The sequence below is a fragment of the Pseudomonas sp. G3-39 genome (assembly GCF_054790485.1).
Window position 1 is genome coordinate 656,353 of record NZ_CP186497.1, and the last position, 18,039, is coordinate 674,391.

The 18,039-nt window shown below is 62.1% G+C and carries 14 protein-coding genes; 10 read left to right on the plus strand and 4 right to left on the minus strand.

Translation table 11 applies throughout. The annotated features are described in order from the left end of the window. The 8 genes from ACOYXG_RS02895 (at window position 1) to ACOYXG_RS02930 (ending at window position 9,162) form a co-directional block, all read left to right on the plus strand. Window positions 1–1,272 (plus strand): type II and III secretion system protein family protein, encoded by a 1,272-nt coding sequence (locus ACOYXG_RS02895; RefSeq protein ID WP_027613613.1) that lies wholly within the window; start codon window positions 1–3, stop codon window positions 1,270–1,272. Then, a complete protein-coding gene (locus ACOYXG_RS02900; RefSeq protein ID WP_027613614.1) occupies window positions 1,269–2,459 on the plus strand; it encodes a pilus assembly protein in 1,191 nt (396 codons plus the stop codon). The genes ACOYXG_RS02895 and ACOYXG_RS02900 overlap by 4 nt, the downstream gene beginning before the upstream one ends. Further along, a complete protein-coding gene (locus ACOYXG_RS02905; protein ID WP_027613615.1) occupies window positions 2,456–3,727 on the plus strand; it encodes a CpaF family protein in 1,272 nt (423 codons plus the stop codon). The genes ACOYXG_RS02900 and ACOYXG_RS02905 overlap by 4 nt, the downstream gene beginning before the upstream one ends. 10 nt (window positions 3,728–3,737) lie before the next feature. Beyond that, window positions 3,738–4,622: a type II secretion system F family protein gene (locus ACOYXG_RS02910; protein WP_027613616.1), complete on the plus strand. Its 885-nt coding sequence runs from the start codon at window positions 3,738–3,740 to the stop codon at window positions 4,620–4,622. Next, complete coding sequence (locus tag ACOYXG_RS02915) at window positions 4,619–5,509, plus strand: type II secretion system F family protein (RefSeq protein ID WP_103368078.1); 891 nt, start codon at window positions 4,619–4,621, stop codon at window positions 5,507–5,509. The genes ACOYXG_RS02910 and ACOYXG_RS02915 overlap by 4 nt, the downstream gene beginning before the upstream one ends. 10 nt (window positions 5,510–5,519) lie before the next feature. Beyond that, the gene (locus ACOYXG_RS02920; RefSeq protein ID WP_103368079.1) at window positions 5,520–6,215 is read left to right on the plus strand and encodes a tetratricopeptide repeat protein; all 696 of its coding nucleotides are present in this window, start codon (window positions 5,520–5,522) and stop codon (window positions 6,213–6,215) included. A gap of 11 nt (window positions 6,216–6,226) precedes the next feature. Beyond that, on the plus strand, window positions 6,227–6,508 hold the full coding sequence (locus tag ACOYXG_RS02925; protein ID WP_103368080.1) for a DUF3613 domain-containing protein: 282 nt from the start codon (window positions 6,227–6,229) through the stop codon (window positions 6,506–6,508). 254 nt (window positions 6,509–6,762) lie between these two features. Next, window positions 6,763–9,162, plus strand: coding sequence for an autotransporter family protein (locus ACOYXG_RS02930; RefSeq protein ID WP_103368081.1), 2,400 nt, complete (start codon window positions 6,763–6,765; stop codon window positions 9,160–9,162). Window positions 9,163–9,331: 169 nt separating this feature from the next. Here ACOYXG_RS02930 and ACOYXG_RS02935 read toward each other — a convergent pair whose 3' ends face one another. The 4 genes from ACOYXG_RS02935 to ACOYXG_RS02950 form a co-directional block, all read right to left on the minus strand. Further along, the gene (locus ACOYXG_RS02935; RefSeq protein WP_460355812.1) at window positions 9,332–11,002 is read right to left on the minus strand and encodes a ShlB/FhaC/HecB family hemolysin secretion/activation protein; all 1,671 of its coding nucleotides are present in this window, start codon (window positions 11,000–11,002) and stop codon (window positions 9,332–9,334) included. A gap of 134 nt (window positions 11,003–11,136) precedes the next feature. Continuing rightward, the gene (locus ACOYXG_RS02940) at window positions 11,137–12,726 is read right to left on the minus strand and encodes a collagen-like triple helix repeat-containing protein (protein ID WP_460355815.1); all 1,590 of its coding nucleotides are present in this window, start codon (window positions 12,724–12,726) and stop codon (window positions 11,137–11,139) included. 302 nt (window positions 12,727–13,028) lie between these two features. Next, a complete protein-coding gene (locus ACOYXG_RS02945; RefSeq protein WP_336840618.1) occupies window positions 13,029–13,883 on the minus strand; it encodes a MaoC family dehydratase in 855 nt (284 codons plus the stop codon). A 2-nt stretch (window positions 13,884–13,885) separates the two neighbouring features. Next, window positions 13,886–15,238 (minus strand): 3-oxoacyl-ACP reductase, encoded by a 1,353-nt coding sequence (locus tag ACOYXG_RS02950; protein ID WP_096794843.1) that lies wholly within the window; start codon window positions 15,236–15,238, stop codon window positions 13,886–13,888. A gap of 236 nt (window positions 15,239–15,474) precedes the next feature. Between ACOYXG_RS02950 and ACOYXG_RS02955 the strand changes: the two genes are divergently transcribed. Together ACOYXG_RS02955 and ACOYXG_RS02960 are read left to right on the plus strand one after the other, a co-directional pair. Further along, window positions 15,475–16,752 (plus strand): acetyl-CoA C-acetyltransferase, encoded by a 1,278-nt coding sequence (locus ACOYXG_RS02955; RefSeq protein ID WP_460355819.1) that lies wholly within the window; start codon window positions 15,475–15,477, stop codon window positions 16,750–16,752. A gap of 322 nt (window positions 16,753–17,074) precedes the next feature. Next, a complete protein-coding gene (locus tag ACOYXG_RS02960; RefSeq protein ID WP_003221347.1) occupies window positions 17,075–17,971 on the plus strand; it encodes a PA4780 family RIO1-like protein kinase in 897 nt (298 codons plus the stop codon). Window positions 17,972–18,039 lie beyond the last annotated feature (68 nt).

The following is an 18,039-nucleotide window of genomic DNA, read 5'->3' on the forward strand; positions in this document are numbered from 1 at the left end:
ATGCGCAGACGCTTTACGCCCCTGTTCAACGGCTTGCTTCTGGCCCCGCTGCTGGGTATTGCCGCCAGCGGCAGTGCCGTCGCCGCGACTGGCAATTGCGCAGCACTCGGCCAGTTGCCGGCCACGCTGGAAGTCGGCGAGGGCTTGCAGCAGGCGCTGCAATCGCCGGTGGCGATCACCCGAGTCGCGGTGGGCGACCCGAAAATCGCCGACGTGCGCGTGACCGGCGATCAAGGGGTGTTGGTGACCGGTGTCGCTCCCGGCGCAACCACCCTGATGATCTGGAGTGCCTGCGCCAGTGCACCGCGTCAAAGCATGGTGTTCGTCCAGGGCAAGGCCAGTGCGGCGATGACAGCCGTGGCATTGCCGGCCAGCGAAGATCCGACACTGCCGTCACAAGTGCAGACCGACATCCGCTTCGTCGAGGTCAGCCGTACCAAATTGAAAGAGGCTGGTACGCAGATTTTCGGCAAGGGCTCGAACAATTTCCTGTTCGGCGCACCGGGCACGGTGCCTAACACCGGCGTCACGCCAGGCGTGGTGCCGTTGCGTAATCTAGACCCGCGCATCGCGGTGCCGAGCATCCCGCTGGCCAACGACATGTTCAACATTGTCTGGGGCGGCGGCAGCAGTAAATTCCTCGGCATCGTCAATGCGCTTGAGGGCAGCGGTTTTGCCTACACTCTGGCCCGCCCGAGCCTGGTGGCGCTGAGCGGACAGAGCGCCAGCTTTCTGGCCGGCGGTGAAATCCCGATCCCGGTCCCCAGCGCCAACAGCAACAGCTATTCCATCGAATACAAGGAATTCGGCATTCGCCTGACACTGACCCCGACCGTCGTTGGCCGCGATCGCATAGCCCTCAAGGTCGCACCGGAGGTCAGTGAGCTGGACTACAACAACGGCGTTACCATCGGTGGCACCAGGGTGCCGGCGTTCACCATTCGCCGCACCGATACCAGCATTTCACTGGCCGATGGCGAGAGTTTTGTCATCAGCGGCCTGATCAGCACCAACAACGCCTCCGAAGTGAACAAGTTTCCCGGGTTGGGCGATATCCCGGTGCTCGGTGCGTTTTTCCGCAACTCCTCGGTCAACCGCCAGGAGCGCGAGCTGCTGATGATCGTCACCCCGCACCTGGTACAGCCGCTGGCCGCGAATGCACCGTTGCCGTCGCTGCCGGGGGAAAAACTGCGTAATTACGACCCGAACTGGTACCGCCTGTACTTCCTGGAAAATGGCAACTTCGATAAACGCAGTGGGCTATCGCAATGAGTCAGAGCCTCAGCCAGACCTTCCTGGCCATCACCCGCAACGACACCGATCTTGAATGGTTGCAGGGCGCACTGGCGCCGCTGGGCCAAGTGGTCAGCGCCGGCGGCGGCAGTCTTGACGAATTGCTCGCGTTGGTCGATGTGACCTTCGCCAGCCTGGTGTTCGTCGGTCTCGATCGCGATCATCTGGTGGCGCAAAGTGCCTTGATCGAAGGCGTACTGGAAGCCAAGCCGATGCTCGCCATCGTGGCCCTGGGCGATGGCATGGATAATCAACTGGTGCTCAATGCGATGCGCGCCGGTGCGCGGGATTTCGTTGCCTATGGTTCACGTTCCAGCGAGGTTGCGGGGCTGGTTCGACGCCTGAGCAAACGCCTGCCGGCGGTGACGCCGAATGCCCAGCTTGGTGGCCTGACCGTGCTTTACGGCGTGCAAAGCAACGCCGACGGTGCGTTGCTCGCCAACCACATGGCGCTGGTCGTGCAGAAGAGCGGTCAGCAAACCCTGTTGCTCGATCTTGGCTTGCCGCGCGGTGATAGTCTGGCGTTGCTGGGGCTGGAGAGTTCGTTCCATTTCGGCGATGCCTTGCGTCACTTGCGGCGCCTTGACGCGACCCTGATCGACAGCGCATTCACCAGCGCCGAGGCGGGCCTGCGCATTCTGGCGTATGCCAGTGGCGACGAGCCGCTCGAGCGCACCAGTGCCGCTGAGTTGTACATGCTGCTCAGTGCGTTGCGTCAACACTTCCAGCACATTGTGGTCAACCTCACCGGTCAGCCGGACAGCGAAGCCTTGCGCACCTTCGTCAGCCATTGCGACAAGCTGTTGTGGTACACCGACCAGAACGTCCTCGATTGCCGGCGCAACCTTACGGTGCTCAATCTGTGGCGGGAAAAAGGCATGAAACTCGACCACGGGCGCTTGTTGGTCGACCGTTATCTGCGCAACGTCGCGCCAGACTCCGACACGCTCGGCAAGACGTTTGGCCTGGAGGTGATCGCCGTGCTGGCGTGTAATCCGGAGCTGCGCCTGAACGCGAAAAACCAGGGCGTCACGCTGTTTGAACTCGCCCCGCGCGAAGCCCTCAGTCAAAGCCTGCGCACTCTCGGCGAGCGTCTGGCCAAACGCTCCGAAGGCTTGGCGAAACCCAAAATCAACTGGTTCAACCGCCTGCGGGGCACCTCATGAACGGGGAGCAACTGTTTGGCGGGCAGCAACGCCACTCTACCGGTAATACCGATCACGACGGTCTCAAACTGGTGCTGCACCGCTACATCATCGACGCCATCGAGGAGTCCGGAAAAAACCTGCTGGAAGGTTCGCGGCAGGTGCTTTCGCAGTTTGTCATCGACAAGGTGGCCGAATATATCGCACGCCTGCACCTGGCGATTTCGCGATATGAAATGGAGCGGCTGGCTGAAGAAATCGTCGACGAGCTGACCGGTTTCGGCCCGCTCGAAGTACTGCTGCGCGACAGTGCGGTGACCGAAATTCTGGTCAACGGCCCGTACCGGGTGTTCATCGAGCGCGACGGTGTGTTGCACATGAGTGATCTGCGTTTTATCGATGCACATCACGTCGAGCGCGTCATGCAACGCATCCTCGCCCCGCTCGGGCGACGTCTCGACGAGTCCTCGCCGATGGTCGATGCGCGGCTGCCCGATGGCAGCCGCGTCAACGCGATCATTCCACCGATTGCCCTCGACGGCCCGTGCCTGTCGATTCGAAAGTTTCGCAAGGACATGCTCAAGAGCAGCGACCTGATGGCGATGCAAACCATCGACCAGGCGATTTTCGACTTTATCGAAGAGGCGGTAGGCAAGCGCTGCAACATCCTCATCAGCGGCGGTACCGGCACCGGTAAAACCACCTTGCTGAACATTCTCAGTCAGTTGATCAATCCCCACGAACGTCTGGTGACCATCGAAGATGTCGCTGAGTTGCAACTTGGCCACCCGCATGTCGTACGGCTGGAAACCCGCCCGCCGAATGCCGAGGGCCACGGCGAAGTCAAGGCCAGCGACCTGATCCGCAACGCCCTGCGCATGCGTCCCGACCGGATCATCCTTGGCGAGATTCGTGGGGTGGAAGTGGTCGATGTGCTGACCGCGATGAACACCGGTCACGACGGCTCGATGAGCACCGTGCACGCCAACAATGCGCAGGATGCGCTGCTGCGCCTGGAGACACTGGTGGGCCTTACCGGCCGCACGATCGCCGAGCGTACCCTGCGCCAGATGATCTGCGCCGCCCTCGACGTGATTATTCAGCTGACTCGCATGCCCGACGGCCGCCGCTGCGTCAGCGAAGTAGTGGAAGTGGTCGGTGTGCGCGACGACGTCTATGTCACCAACACGCTGTTTCGCCTCGACCGTCGCACCGGATTCGGTTTTCTGCGTGAAGCGGTGAACCCGGCCGGTGACAAATTGCGCCGCGACCCGGCGCATCCGCATTGAGGGGCACGGCATGCTCAAGCCGCTATTGCTGATCGTGATTTGCCTGGCTTTGCTCGGCCTGTCGTTGCGCCTGTTTTACAACGGCTGGCGGCAGAGTGGCTCGGAGCGCGTGCTCGAGCGGCTGAGTCAGGGGCAGCCGCAACTGGCAGGCGAAGAACCGCGTTGGGCGGGTCTGGAGCGTGCGTTCTTGCGCGCCGGTCTGGGGCGCCCGACTGATCGACTCGGCGTGTGGCTGCTGTTGTGGGCGTTTGCAACATTGATCGGCTTCGCCGTCGCCGGGTGGGTGGGTTTGCTGGTACTGATGGCGTTGCCGCCGGTAGTCATGCGGCTGTATGTCAGTTGGCGTTACCAACGGCGATTGCGGCGCATGATCGAACAATTGCCGCAACTGCTCGACCACACGGTGCGCAGCCTCAAGTCTGGACGCACCCTGGCAGATGCCGTACTCGGTGGCATCGAGGCCAGTGAAGCGCCTCTGAAAGACGCCATGGGTCGGGTGCAGCGCAACGTGCAGTTGGGGGTCAGTTTGCCTGACGCGGTGGCGGATCTGGCCGAGCTTTACGAGCGGGACGAGTTTCGCCTGTTCGCCCTTGGCCTCAAGGTTAATCATCGCTACGGCGGCAACGCCAGCGAGCTGCTGGAAAACCTGATCAAGATGATCCGCGAACGTGACCAGGCCTCACGCCAGTTGCGTGCCATGACCGGCGAAACCCGGCTAACCGCGTGGGTACTGGGACTGTTGCCGATCACCATGGCGGGTTATTTCCTGCTGTCCAATCCAGTGTATCTGGTCGCCATGTGGCACGACCCGTCCGGGCAGCACATGCTCGCTGCGGCGTTCGGCATGCAGGTGCTCGGCAGCCTGTTGCTTTGGCGGATGTTGCGCAGCCTATGACCACGCCTCTGATGATCAGCGCTTTATTCTTGCTCGGTGCCGCGGTGCTGCTGATCGCCAATCTGTTGGAGCAGCGTCGGCGCAGCCGGCAGATCAGTCGTCGGCTCGATGGCGAGATGATTCGCGAGAATCGTTTTGGCAACCTCCTGCAAGTGCTCGGCGAAAGCAAGGTCGGCCAGCACAGCGTAAAGATTGACAATGAAACCCAGACGCTGCTCAACCGCCTCGGCTGGCGCAGTGCGCAGCAACGTTCGCTGTTCGCCGCCTGCCAGATCGGCTCTCCGCTGTTAATGCTCGCCTTGGTGCTGTTGCTGCAAGGGGTGTTCTTCCCCCACGTGGAAAAACAGTGGATTGCGCCATTGTTTGCCCTCGGCGTCGGCTACCTGCTGCCCAAACGCCTGCTGGTGATGGCGGTGGCACGTCGGCAGAAACGACTGGCGAGCGAGATCATCACGTTCCTGCCGCTGCTGCGCATTCTCTTTGAGTCGGGCATGGCGGTGGAGCAGGCGTTACGGGTGTTGAGCCACGAGGCCCAGGCGCTGTTGCCCGTGCTGACGCAAGAGCTGCGTCTGGTCCTGGTGCGGGTCGACTCGGGTCTCGAACTGGGTGAAGAACTGAACAAGGCCACCCAGCTGCTGGCGGTGGACGAGTTCACCGACACTTGCGTGATCCTTCAGCAATTGCTCTATCAGGGCGGCGGCGCGATGAAATCGTTGCTGTCGCTCAAGCAATTGCTTGACGACCGGCGCCTCACCCGGCTGCAGGAATACATATCGAAAATGTCCGCCAAAATGTCCGTCGTGATGATGCTGTTTCTCTTCCCGGCGTTGTTGATTGTCCTGGCTGGCCCGGGCTTCACCGCCCTGGCCAAGGCCTTGGGTGCTTAGAGGGATCGTGATGAAAGCAATGATTGCAGGTGCATGCCTTGTGTTACTCGGTGGCTGTGCCAATACCGGACAGACCCCTTGGGAGGCGCTGAGCAGCAACGCCAGTTGCGGCAAATTGAATTCGGAGCAGCAATTGTCCCTGAACCTCGCCGACGACATGGCCAATGACGGCAAGCTGCACGCCAGCCTTGCCAACCTGCAGAGCCTGCCGGACAACCTCGCCGATGTGCGCTTGCGCAAAGCCCGGGTTTACCGTTTGCTTGGGCGCAGCGAGGCCGAGCCGCTTTATCGTGGTTTGCTCGGCACCTGTCTGGCGGCCGAGGCCGAGCACGGTCTGGGGCAACTGGCCGCGGCCAAGGCCGATTACGGCCAGGCCCAGGCTCATCTGCAACGTGCCGCACGGTTGGCGCCAACCGACGAAAAAATCCGCAATGACCTGGGCGTGGTCTACCTCAATCAACTACGTATCGAAGACGCGCGCTTCGAATTCCTGACGGCTATGGAACTCAAGCAAAGCGATCAACTGGCCGCGCTGAATCTGGTGACGCTGTTGCTGTACCAGGATGACTGGACCCGTGCCGGTGAACTGGTCAGTCGTCTGGGCCTCAGTCCTGCGCAATTCAGCGAAGCCCAGAGCCGCGCGGAAAAACTCAGGGTGCCGGCGAAGGCCCCGGCTTCGGCCGCCGTCACGGCAATGCTCAAGTAAGGAGAGCTGCGATGAAAGCCGCGATTGTCTGCTTCAGCCTGTTGGCCTTGCCACTGGCCAGTCACGCCATCGACGCGGGGCCGGCCTCGGCCCAGCAACAGGAAACCGAAGGCTGGTTGCAGTTGCAGGCCCGGAACAAGGTGCCCTCGCCGACACTGCAAACCGTCACCCCAGCCGAGCGTGAGCTGGCCATGCAACGCTGGTTGAAAAGTTACCAGCACGATATTCCAGTGTTTTTCGACCAGGACCAGGGCGGCAAGGTCGACAGTGGATCGGGGGGGGGAACGCCTTAAGATCAACCTGCATCGTCGTTTATCGTCGGCCGCGCGGAATCTGCAGCATCGATTCCGGCCGGCGGAGTCTCGATCGTGACGCGATCAACAGAAAAATTGACGCCATCACTTTGACTTTTGTGTGGTATCAAAATGATGGCTCGTGTACATTCCCCGCGCCCGAACCAGGACGACTTGGTGGGACGGTAGGGATGCCTGAATCATGTAATGAACCCTGCTGAAACTGTTTCTCATGTTTTGGAAGGGAATCTCGCGTGACTATCGTTTGCCTGCGCCGCTCTGCCTTGGCGCTCTCCATCTCCGCCGCCGCTTTGCACACCTCTATGGCTATCGCCGCCGGCGCGAGCCTGAACCACGATCTGAGTGGCGGCCCGCTGACCAGTAACCTGCAGAACTGGGGGCTGATCACTCTGAGCGGTAACGGCAATATCGCTCCTGTTTCCCAGGTGAGTACGACCTACGGCGCACAGCTCTCGGGAGTCACGGCGGATCAACTGCGCAACACCGGCAATATCCGGATTGACGGCGCCAGGTTCGGCACCGGGATCAGTCTGGGGACCGCTGGAGTGGTGCCGACCAAAATCGCCGGCGCGCTGCTCAACGAAGGCTCTATTTCAGTTCACGGTCTGGCCGACGCTGGCACCTCCAGCGGTATTTCCGATCTCGGCAGCACGCTGGGCGATTCGTTGGTCAACAGTGGCAGCATCGACGTCAGCGGCCAGACCGCCAGTGGCCTGCTGCTGGTGCATACCAGCATGACCGGGCTCAGCAACCGAGGCACCATCACCGCAAGCGGCACCGACGCATTGGGCGTATTGCTCGATGGCGCGACGCTGAGCCAGTCGGTCAACAACACCGGGACTATCCGTGCGACCGGTGCCAATGCCGAGGCGGTAGTGTTCGAGGGCGTCAAGTTCAGCGGCGCAGCGGGTTCCGGCTCCACCAGGCTGTGGAACGGCGGAACCATCTCCGGCGAGGACATCGGTGTGCATGTCAGCGGCCAGGCCAGTGGCGCCCTGCCTTTCGGCATCTATCAAATGAACGGGTTGATCGAGGGCGGCAAGGCGGCGATCCAGGTCGATGACGGCACGAGCTACTTTTATTTCTATGGCGGCGCGGTGAAGGGTGACTTGCTCGGCCTGTCTGGAGTACTGGTCGACGGTGATGCGACTTTCGACGGTTCGACCATCCGCTCCGGCTACGTCACTATCGAAGAGGGCACGCTGACCCTGATGAAGCCGCACACCACCTTCATCGGCGACTTCGATATGGAAGAGTCGAACTCGGTGCTGGAGATGTACCTGGGCAATGACACCAACCCGGCGCTGCCTGTGCTGAAAGTCACCGGCACCACCGATATCGCTCCGGGCGCGCAACTGCGTCTGCTGGCGCGCTCCAGTGATTTTCGCGTGAGCCCCGGTGGAACGCGTTACACCCTGATCAGCTCGGGGAATCTGGTCGGTGGCAACAACCTGACCGTGACCTCGACCTCCGCGCTGCTGGATGTGAAGAGTTTCGGTGTGGTCGGTAACGACATCACCAGCGTGGTGACGACCAAGTCGAGCGAGGTGCTGGCCGAGAACACCCTGGCAGTCGGCGGTAGTGATAACGCGGCGACGGCGGTCGGGCATGTGCCAGGACTGCTGGCACGCCTCGATGAACAGGATCCGGTGTTCCAGGCATTCGCCAACGCTGGCACCGATGCCGAACTGGCGCGCCTGAGTGAAACCCTCAGCCCGGATGTCAGCCGTGGTGTACTGCACGCGGCGACCAACAGTCAGACGCTGGTCTCGGGCGTGATCAATGATCGCTCCAGTCGCGCACGCTCAGCCACCGGCGCCCCGGAAAAAGGCGTATGGCTGCAAGCCTTGAGCAGCGATGCCAATCAGGACGAGCGTCGCGGTGTCGCCGGTTATGACGCCGACAGCCACGGGATCGCGGTCGGTGCCGATGGTCAGTTGAATGCCGATACCACATTGGGTCTGGCCTACAGCTACCTCGATACCGATGTGAAATCCGACCTCGGCAACAAGACCAAGGTCACTGGGCATGCGCTGACGCTGTACAGCAACTGGGTGCATGACAACTGGTTCGTCGACTCGTCGCTGATGTACGGCTGGAACGATAACGAATCCAAACGCTATATCGCTGGCACTCAGGCCAAGGCTGATTACGACAGTGATGTATTCGGCGTGAGCGCACTGGCCGGGTACAGCCTGCGGCTGATGCCTGATGTGGTGCTGGAGCCTCAGGTCGGCGCGCGCTATGCCAATGTCGGCATGGATGCGTATCGCGAGAAGGGCAGTTCGGCGTCGCTGAATGTCGGCAGTCAGCGTTATGAAGTCGGTGAGATGGGCGTCGGTGCACGTCTGGCGGCGGCATTCGATGTCGGCAGCGGCAGCCTGGAACCGGAAGCGAAGCTGATGGCCTGGCATGATTTCATCGGTGACAAGGTCAGCACCACATCGGCCTTCGTGCTGGGGGGCGAGTCGTCCGTCAGCCGCGGTACCACTCCGGTGCGTGACAGCTATGAACTGGGCCTGGGCGCCAACTACCGCATGGGCGCGTGGAGCGTCGGCGGCTCTTACAACTATCTGACCTCCAGCGGTTTCGACTCCGACAGTTTCACCGCGAAGGTGCGTTACGCGTTCTGATCCACATCGGGTAAAACCTGTGGGAGCGAGCCTGCTCGCGAAGGCGTAGTGTCAGTCGGCAAAAATGCTGGCTGATCCACCGCTTTCGCGAGCAAGCCCGCTCCCACAGTGATGTGCGCTGCAATGTGAGAGCAAGCGGTCTGCCTGCTCAGTTGATTGATCTGACACCCTACAGTTGATAGCTGAAACTGATGCTGTAACGCGCCCGACGATTGAACGTATCCAGCGCTTCATCGGACATCGGCTTGGCGGCCTCCAACGCAATGTTGTAGTACTTGGCATCGCCAAAACGCAGACCTACTGCTGCCGATGACAGGTCATTGCTCTGCACCGCCAGCTTGTTGAACCAGGTTTTCGAACGGTCCAGCACCACGTACGGCTGCAGGATGCGCACCCAGTTGCCGTCGCGATTGAAACTGTAGTTGACCTCGTAAGCCGCACCCCAGCCCTTGTCGCCCGATGCCTGATCGTCCGGGTAGCCACGGCCGAAATTCTGCCCGCCGAACACCGCGCGTTCGCTGTCAGGCAGGGTGTCATCACTCCAGTACAGCGCGGCCGACAGCACGCCTTGCCAGTTGTCGAAGAACTTGTCGCTTTGCACCCCGGAGAGGCGCAGGCGCAGGAAGTTCAGGTCCAGCGCCGGGTTGTTGGAATGCGCGCCCATGCTGTCCAGACCCTGATACACGCCACCACTGAGAATCCGCAGTTGCCGGGCATCGCTCTTGCGCCAGTCGCCTTCGAATGCGAGGGCACGCACGTTGGTGCGCTCTTCGATGCTGAGCGGATAGCCGACCACGTCGTAGCGGTTTTTGTCATCCACTGCATAGAGCCGCGCTCCCGCGTTAAGCAGTTCGTTGGAGGCGGCAATGAACGGGTGGCTGACACCGATGGAGTAACGATTGTCTTCCTTGTGCGGTTTGAGTTCGAAGCCATCGCTGGTGAGCACATTGGTGCCCGGATCGGCCCGGTAGCGCGAGGCAAACAGGCTCAGTTGCGTACCTTCGCTATTGAGGAACTGGTTGTAGTCCAGGCGGTAGTAATGTTCGTGATCGTCGCCCGGCGGAAACAGCCCGCTGAGGGTCAATTGCTCGCCCATGGCGGTCTGCGAGTTACTGCTGACCCCCAGCAATGCCTGCGTGCCGTTGCGGTTATCTTCGGTGGTGCTCATGGTGCTGGTGAACGGTTTGCGGCTGGCCTGGGCCACCAGTGTTGTTGCGCCGTCGGTGGTGCCGGGCGGCGGCACTTGCGCCTGGATGGTCACGCCGGGGATGCGGGTCATCAGGGTGGTGTAGCGTTCGAAGGTCTTGCGGGTCAGCGGGCGTTCGGCCTGGATTTTGGCTGCCAGTTCGTCGAGCAGGCCTTTGACCCGGCCGACATCGCCCTGCACCTGCACATCGCGCACATAACCTTCGACCAGCACCACTCGGGCTACGCCGTCGTCGAAACGCTGTTGCGGCAGGAAGGCATAGGACAGCAGATAGCCGTCCTTCTGGTAGCGCCGGGTGATGTCGCGTGTGGCTTCGATCAGGTCGGCGAGACTGGTCTGATGGCCGATCAGCGGTTTGTAGACTTCGGCCAGCTCATTGAGCGGGTAGATCGTGCCGCCTTCGATCTGCACGGTTTTCAGGTTGATTTTGGTCTCCATCAACAGCGGCTGCGCCGTGGCCGCGCCGGGGTCGGGTACTTGCAGGGGCGTGGCGGCGGGGCGATAAGCATCTGCCGGCAGGTTCGGCACGGGCAGGTTGCGGGTGGTTTCGTTGCTGTTGAGAAAGCTGGGCAGGGTGTCGGCGAGGGCGGCGGAACTGAGACTGAGGAACAGCAGGGATGCCATTACGCGCATAGGACACTCCATGGTCAGATCACAGCGCTGGGCTGAATTTTTCCTAAGAAAAAAGCGGAAGACTCGTGGGAATCTTCCGCCCTCAACCAAGCGTAGGCGCTGTAGGTGAGGCCGTCGAATCGGCCAGGTGCAATTTAGCGTTTGTTGCCTCCAAGAGCGCCGGTCAGACCACCGAGTACACCGCCCAGGCCTCCGGTTGCGGTGCCTCCAGTGGCGGTGCCGCCGCTGACCAGTCCGCCGACCGCACCGACGGTGGCGCCGACGTTGCTGACCACACCACCCACGGCGGTGGTGACCGGGTTGTTGGTGGCGGCAATGGTGTTGCCAATCGTGCTGACCGCTCCGCCGACCTGGCCGGTGAGACCGGCGACCGGTGCACCGAGACCTGTAGTGGCACCGACCTGTTGAGTGAGACCGGTGACGGCGCTGGTGACTGGGTTCAGCCCTGCGCCGACGGTAGCGCCGACGGTGGCCAGTGGCGAGGTGGTGGCGGTGATCGGCGTGCCCGAGCCGCCGAGTACTGTGTTGAGCGAAGCGATGGTGTTGCCCAGTCCGCCAGCCGTGACGCCGCCGGCGCTGACCACGCCGTTGGTGCTGCCGGCGTTCAGACCGGCACCGATGTTGACCACGGCGCCGCCAACCGTTTGCAGCAAGCCGGTACCGCCCAGACCGCCGCCGAGACCACCGCCCAATCCGCCACCGCTGCTGGTGCCGTTATCCACCAGCCCGCCGGCTTTGCCGACGGCAGTGCCGACATTGGTCAAGGCGCCGCCGACGGTGTTGGTCAAGGCGTTGCCACTACCGGCACCGGTCACTTGACCACCCAGGCCTTTGACGGCACCGCCGACCTGGCCGATCACGCCATTGAGCGGAGCGCCGAGGCCGGTCGCATCGCCTACTTTGTCGGTGGTGCTTTCCACCATCGCAATCACTGGCACCAGACCGTTGCCGACACTCTTGGTCACTGAACCGAGTGGGCCGGTGGTGGTAGCCAGGCTCAGGGTGTCGCCGAGCATGGTGACTTTTTCACCGACGCCATCGAGCACCGGTGCCACTTTAGTGACCACGCCGCCGACAACCGGGACGCTGCCGGTGGCGGTCGCCAGTTTGCCGCTCAGGTCCGAGACGCCGGTACCGACATCTGAAACCACGCCGCCGACCGAGGACGCCGTGACGCCCAGGCCATTGTCGACCGTGCCCAGTTTGCCGATGCCGTTGGCCACGCCATCACCCAGGGTAGTGACCACATTGCCTGTGGTTTTTACTGCGCTTTGCACCACGCCGCCCACTACTGGAACGGTGCTCAAGGAGTCGCCGACCTGACCGACACCACTGCCGACGCCCGCGACGGTGTTGCCGACATCCTGCACCAGGGTGGTGGTCACCAGTGGTGTCGTGGTCGGGTTGGTCGGATTGGTTGGATCCGTAGGGTCTGTCGGATTGGTAGGATTGGTCGGGTTCGTCGGATTGGTCGGGTTCGTCGTGCCGGTACCGCCAGTGCCACCGGTACCACCTGTGCCAGCGGTATCGGTGCCGCCAGTACCGCCAGTGCCACTGCTACCGCCTGTGCCACCAGTGCCGCCAGTGCCCGACGTCGCGCTGTCTGGCGAAGAGCTGCCGGAGCTGCTGTGATGGCCGCCACCGCCGCTGCTGCAGCCAGCGAGGCCAAGGGAGAGGATCAATGCCAGAGCTGTTGCCGATTTGCACCACACTTGAGTTTTCATGATTGAGATTCCTTGCACCTGTAACAACATTCGTCGTTTTCGATGGCTCACCGATCTGTCGCCGGTGATGCCTCGTCCGTGGTGCCAATCTCGATCGCGCGGTGCTTTTCCACCATTCTCAAGTTGGTATTAACGCCTTTATATATAAGGCGCCGCGCCGTGCCTAAGGACTAATACCCAGGATATAGACGCACAAAAAAAGGCCTTGAAAATCAAGGCCTGGAGTTTTTCAGAGTGCGCTGCCAAACGCGGAAAAACTTAAGTGATATATACACAATTTACAGGCTTGCCCGGGCGGATACTCAGGCAACCGGTTGCCACTGACCGACCATATGTTCCAGATCGCCGTTGCCGATCAGGCGCAACTCGCCGCTGGATCCCGGCGCGCTCGCCAGCAATGAGACCTCGCTGGGCAAGCGCACCGGTTTGCGAAAGTGCACGGCGATTTCAAGGTTGGCCTTGGGTAGATGATCAGCCAGCGCGGCGAGGGTTCGTGCCTTGTTCCACAGACCGTGAGCAATCGCCGTGGGAAAACCGAACAGCTTGGCACTGGCCGCGCTCAGGTGAATCGGGTTGTAGTCCCCCGAGACTTTGGCGTATTGCCGACCGATATCGGCCGGGGCTTTCCATTGCGCGACTTGCGTCAACACCTGGGACGGTTCCCAGTGTTGCTCGACGGGTTCGCCGTCGAGTTTCACGCCGCGACAGAGCATCTGGCTTTCGGCTTCCCACAGCGGCCCGAGTTGATCATCGAGGCTGGTCAACACCTCGAAGGTCGCACCTTTGGGATGCGGCTGCAGGTTATGCACGCGGACGCTGACTTGCGCGCGACTGATCCCGCCCATCGGCCGCAACACGCGAATGCGGTTGCTCAGGTGAATCAGCCCCAGCAGCGGGAACGGAAAATCCTTCGCCGTGAGCAATTGCATCTGCAGGGCGAACGCGAGGATATGTGGATAAGTTGGCGGCAGCAGGCCGTCATCGGCAAAGCCGCAGACCTTGCGATAGGCCGCCAGTTTTTGCGGGTCGACATCGACCCAGCAGCGCAAACCGCTGTCGGGCAGTCGGGAGCCGGTGATCTTGCGCCGTGTCGCGGCCCGCGCGTACAGGCCGGGCAGGCTCGGTTCACGGTCGAGGGTGTGCCATTCAATGCTCATGCCTATGCCCCCAGAACACTTTGTCCACAGACCCGCAGCGCCTGGCCGGTAAATGCGCCGGTGCCCGGTTGCGCCAGCCACGCGACGGCTTCGGCGACGTCTTGCGGCAAGCCGCCCTGGCCCAGCGAACTCATGCGCCGTCCGGCCTCACGCAGGCCGAACGGGATGTGCGCGGTCATCTGGGTTTCGATGAAGCCCGGGGCCACAGCGTTGATGCTGATGCCGCGTTCGTGCAGCGTTGGCGCCCAGGCCTGAGCCAGGCCGATCAGCCCGGCCTTGCTCGCGGCGTAGTTGGTCTGTCCACGATTGCCGGCGATGCCGCTGATCGAGGCCAGCAGAATCACCCGCGCATTGTCGTGCAGGGTGCCGCTGTCGAGCAGCGCCTTGGTCAGCACTTGCGGGGCATTGAGGTTGACCGCCAGCACCGCGTCCCAGAATTCCGGGGTCATGTTGGCCAGGGTCTTGTCGCGGGTGATCCCGGCGTTGTGCACCAGAATGTCGAGGCCGTCCGGCAGTTGTTCGATCAGGTGCGCGGCGGCATCTTCGGCGCAGATATCAAGGGGGATCGCCCGGCCGCCAAGACGTGCGGCGAGGGCTTCCAGATCAGTCTTGGCCGGGGGGACGTCGAGCAGAATCACCTCGGCGCCATCGCGGGCGAGGGTCTCGGCAATCGAGGCGCCGATCCCGCGTGCCGCGCCGGTGACCAGCGCCTTGCGTCCGGCCAATGGCCGGGTCCAATCGGTGACCGGCGTGGCGCACGGGCTCAGGCGAATCACCTGCCCGGAAACAAAGGCACTTTTCGGTGACAGGAAAAACCGCAACGGCCCCTCAAGCTGATCTTCAGCGCCGTCACCGACATAGATCAGTTGCAGCGTGCCGCCGCTGCGCAGCTCCTTGGCCAGCGAACGTGAAAAGCCTTCGAGCGCCCGTTGCGCACTGGATGCAAAGGGCTCGCGCAGGGTTTCCGGGGCGCGGCCGAGAATCACCAGGTGCGCGCTGCTGTCGAGGTTTTTCATCAACGGCTGGAAGAATTCGCGCAGCTGTTTGAGCTGGTCGGTGTGTTGCAGGTCGCTGGCATCGAACACCACGGCCTTGAGTTTCGGCCCGTGCCCGGGAATCCACGCGGTGGCCAGCGACGGTTCAGTGCCGTAGCTGTAGATCGCATCGGTCAGGCGGTTGGCGAACGCATTGACCCGCTCGGCCAGCGGCCCGCCGCCGATCAGCAGCGCACCGTCCACCGGCCGCAGGCGTCCGGCCTGCCAGCGTTCCAGCCGCACCGGCGACGGCAGGCCCAAAGCCCCGACCAGACGGTGGCCGATGGATGAGTTGGCGAAGTCGATATAGCGGTCAGACATGGAACGCTCTCCAAAAGTTGGGGTTCAAAGTGTGGACTACCAACGGCAATCAATCGTTCGATCCACGCAATAAGGCCTACGCTAGAACAGCAGAGTAGACCACCGTCCCTGTGGGAGCTGGCTTGCCAGCGATGGCGGAGTGTCAGCCACTGGAAATGCTGGAGGTGCCGGCCCTATCGCTGGCAAGCCAGCTCCCACAGGGATTTCCATGAATTCGGATCAACAAGGAGCTTTTCATGAGTCAGCTGCGCCGCGTCGCCATCATCGGTGGTAACCGTATTCCTTTCGCCCGTTCCAACGGGCCGTACGCCACTGCCAGCAATCAGGTGATGCTCACTGCTGCCCTGGAAGGCCTGATCGAACGCTACAACCTGCACGGCCTGCGCATCGGCGAAGTGGTGGCGGGTGCGGTGCTTAAATTGTCACGGGATCTGAACCTGACCCGCGAGTGCGTGCTCGGCTCGCGGCTGTCGCCGGCCACCCCGGCCTATGACATCCAGCAAGCCTGCGGCACCGGGCTGGAGGCGGCGCTGCTGGTGGCCAACAAAATCGCCCTCGGCCAGATTGACTGCGGCATTGCCGGTGGCGTCGACACCACCTCGGACGCGCCGATCAGCGTCAGCGAAGGCTTGCGCAAAATCCTTCTGCAGGCCAACCGCGCCAAGACCACCGGCGACAAGCTGAAAACCTTTCTGCAACTGCGTCCGCGGCACCTGATCCCGGAATTCCCGCGTAACGGCGAACCGCGTACCGGTCTGTCGATGGGCCAGCACTGCGAACTGATGGCGCAGACCTGGAACATCCCCCGTGAGGAGCAGGATCAACTGGCCCTCGAAAGCCATCACAAACTCGCCGCGTCCTACAGTGAAGGCTGGCACAACGACCTGATGACGCCGTTCCTCGGCCTGACCCGCGACAACAACCTGCGCCCGGACCTGACCCTGGAAAAACTCGCCACGCTCAAACCCGCTTTCGAAAAAAGCGCCAAAGGCACGCTGACGGCGGGCAACTCCACGCCACTCACCGACGGCGCCTCGGTGGTGCTGCTGGGCAGCGAGGAATGGGCGAAGGAGCGTGGTTTGCCGATCCTCGCCTACCTGCGCGATGGCGAAGCGGCGGCGGTGGATTTCGTCAACGGCGCCGAAGGCCTGTTGATGGCGCCGGTGTATGCCGTGCCGCGCTTGCTGGCGCGTAATGGGTTGACCCTGCAAGACTTCGATTACTACGAAATTCACGAAGCGTTTGCCGCGCAGGTGCTGTGCACGCTCAAGGCCTGGGAAGACCCCGAATACTGCAAGACGCGTTTGGGGCTGGAGGCACCGCTGGGTTCGATCGACCGCAGCCGGCTGAATGTGAAAGGCAGCTCGTTGGCGGCGGGGCATCCGTTTGCCGCGACCGGCGGGCGGATTGTCGCCAACCTGGCAAAACTGCTGGATGCGGCCGGCAAGGGCAGGGGGCTGATCTCGATCTGCGCGGCGGGCGGCCAGGGTGTCACCGCGATTATCGAACGATGAGCGCAATCCCCTGTGGGAGCGGGCTTGCTCGCGAAGGGGCCGTGTCAGGCGCCGTCATTGTGTCTGACAGACCGCTTTCGCGAGCAAGCCCGCTCCCACAGGGGAAATGAATGCCAATGTCAGATTCTGTCGCAAATGCCCTCGACGCTGATTGCCAACATTTCAAACCGGCTCAGCTATGATCGGCAAAGCTCGATTATTTCGGCACAGTGTGTGCATCCACAGGGTTCACAGGTCGGCAACCCCTCCCCGTAGCGCGAGGATTGCCGTATAACGAGTGACATTCGCGTGTTTGGTAATAAAGGACCCACAATAAAAGCTGATGAAGACTCCAAAACGCATTGAACCCCTGATCGAAGACGGTCTGGTCGACGAAGTGCTGCGCCCACTCATGAGTGGTAAAGAAGCAGCTGTTTATGTGGTGCGCTGCGGTAACCAGTTACGTTGCGCGAAGGTTTACAAGGAGGCGAACAAACGCAGTTTCCGCCAGGCAGCCGAGTATCAGGAAGGTCGCAAGGTGCGTAACAGCCGGCAGGCCCGAGCGATGGCCAAGGGTTCGAAATTCGGTCGCAAAGAGACCGAAGACGCCTGGCAGAACGCCGAAGTCGCGGCGCTGTTCCGTCTGGCCGGTGCCGGCGTGCGAGTGCCCAAGCCATACGACTTTCTGGATGGCGTGCTGCTGATGGAACTGGTGGCCGATGAGTACGGCGATGCCGCGCCGCGTCTGAACGACGTGGTGCTGGAGCCGGATCAGGCCCGCGAGTATCACGCGTTCCTGATCTCGCAGATCGTGCTGATGTTGTGTACCGGTCTGGTGCACGGTGACCTCTCGGAGTTCAACGTGCTCCTGACCCCGACCGGCCCGGTGATCATCGACCTGCCGCAGGCGGTGGATGCCGCTGGCAACAACCACGCGTTCAGCATGCTCGAGCGCGATGTGGGCAACATGGCTTCGTACTTCGGGCGCTTTGCCCCGGAGCTGAAGCAGACCCGCTACGCGAAAGAAATGTGGGCGCTGTACGAAGCCGGCACCTTGCACCCCAACAGCGTGCTCACCGGCGAGTTCGACGATCCTGAAGACCTGGCCGACGTTGGCGGAGTGTTGCGCGAGATCGAAGCGGCGCGGCTCGACGAAGAGCGCAAGCAGGCGATCCGTGCGGCGGATGACGAGCCCAAAGGCAAGTCCGACGAACCGCCTCCGCCACCTTGGATGCAGTAAGCGCTTGAACAGAAACCCGGCTTCGGCCGGGTTTTTTGTGCCTGCCCAAAACACCGAAGATCCCTTGT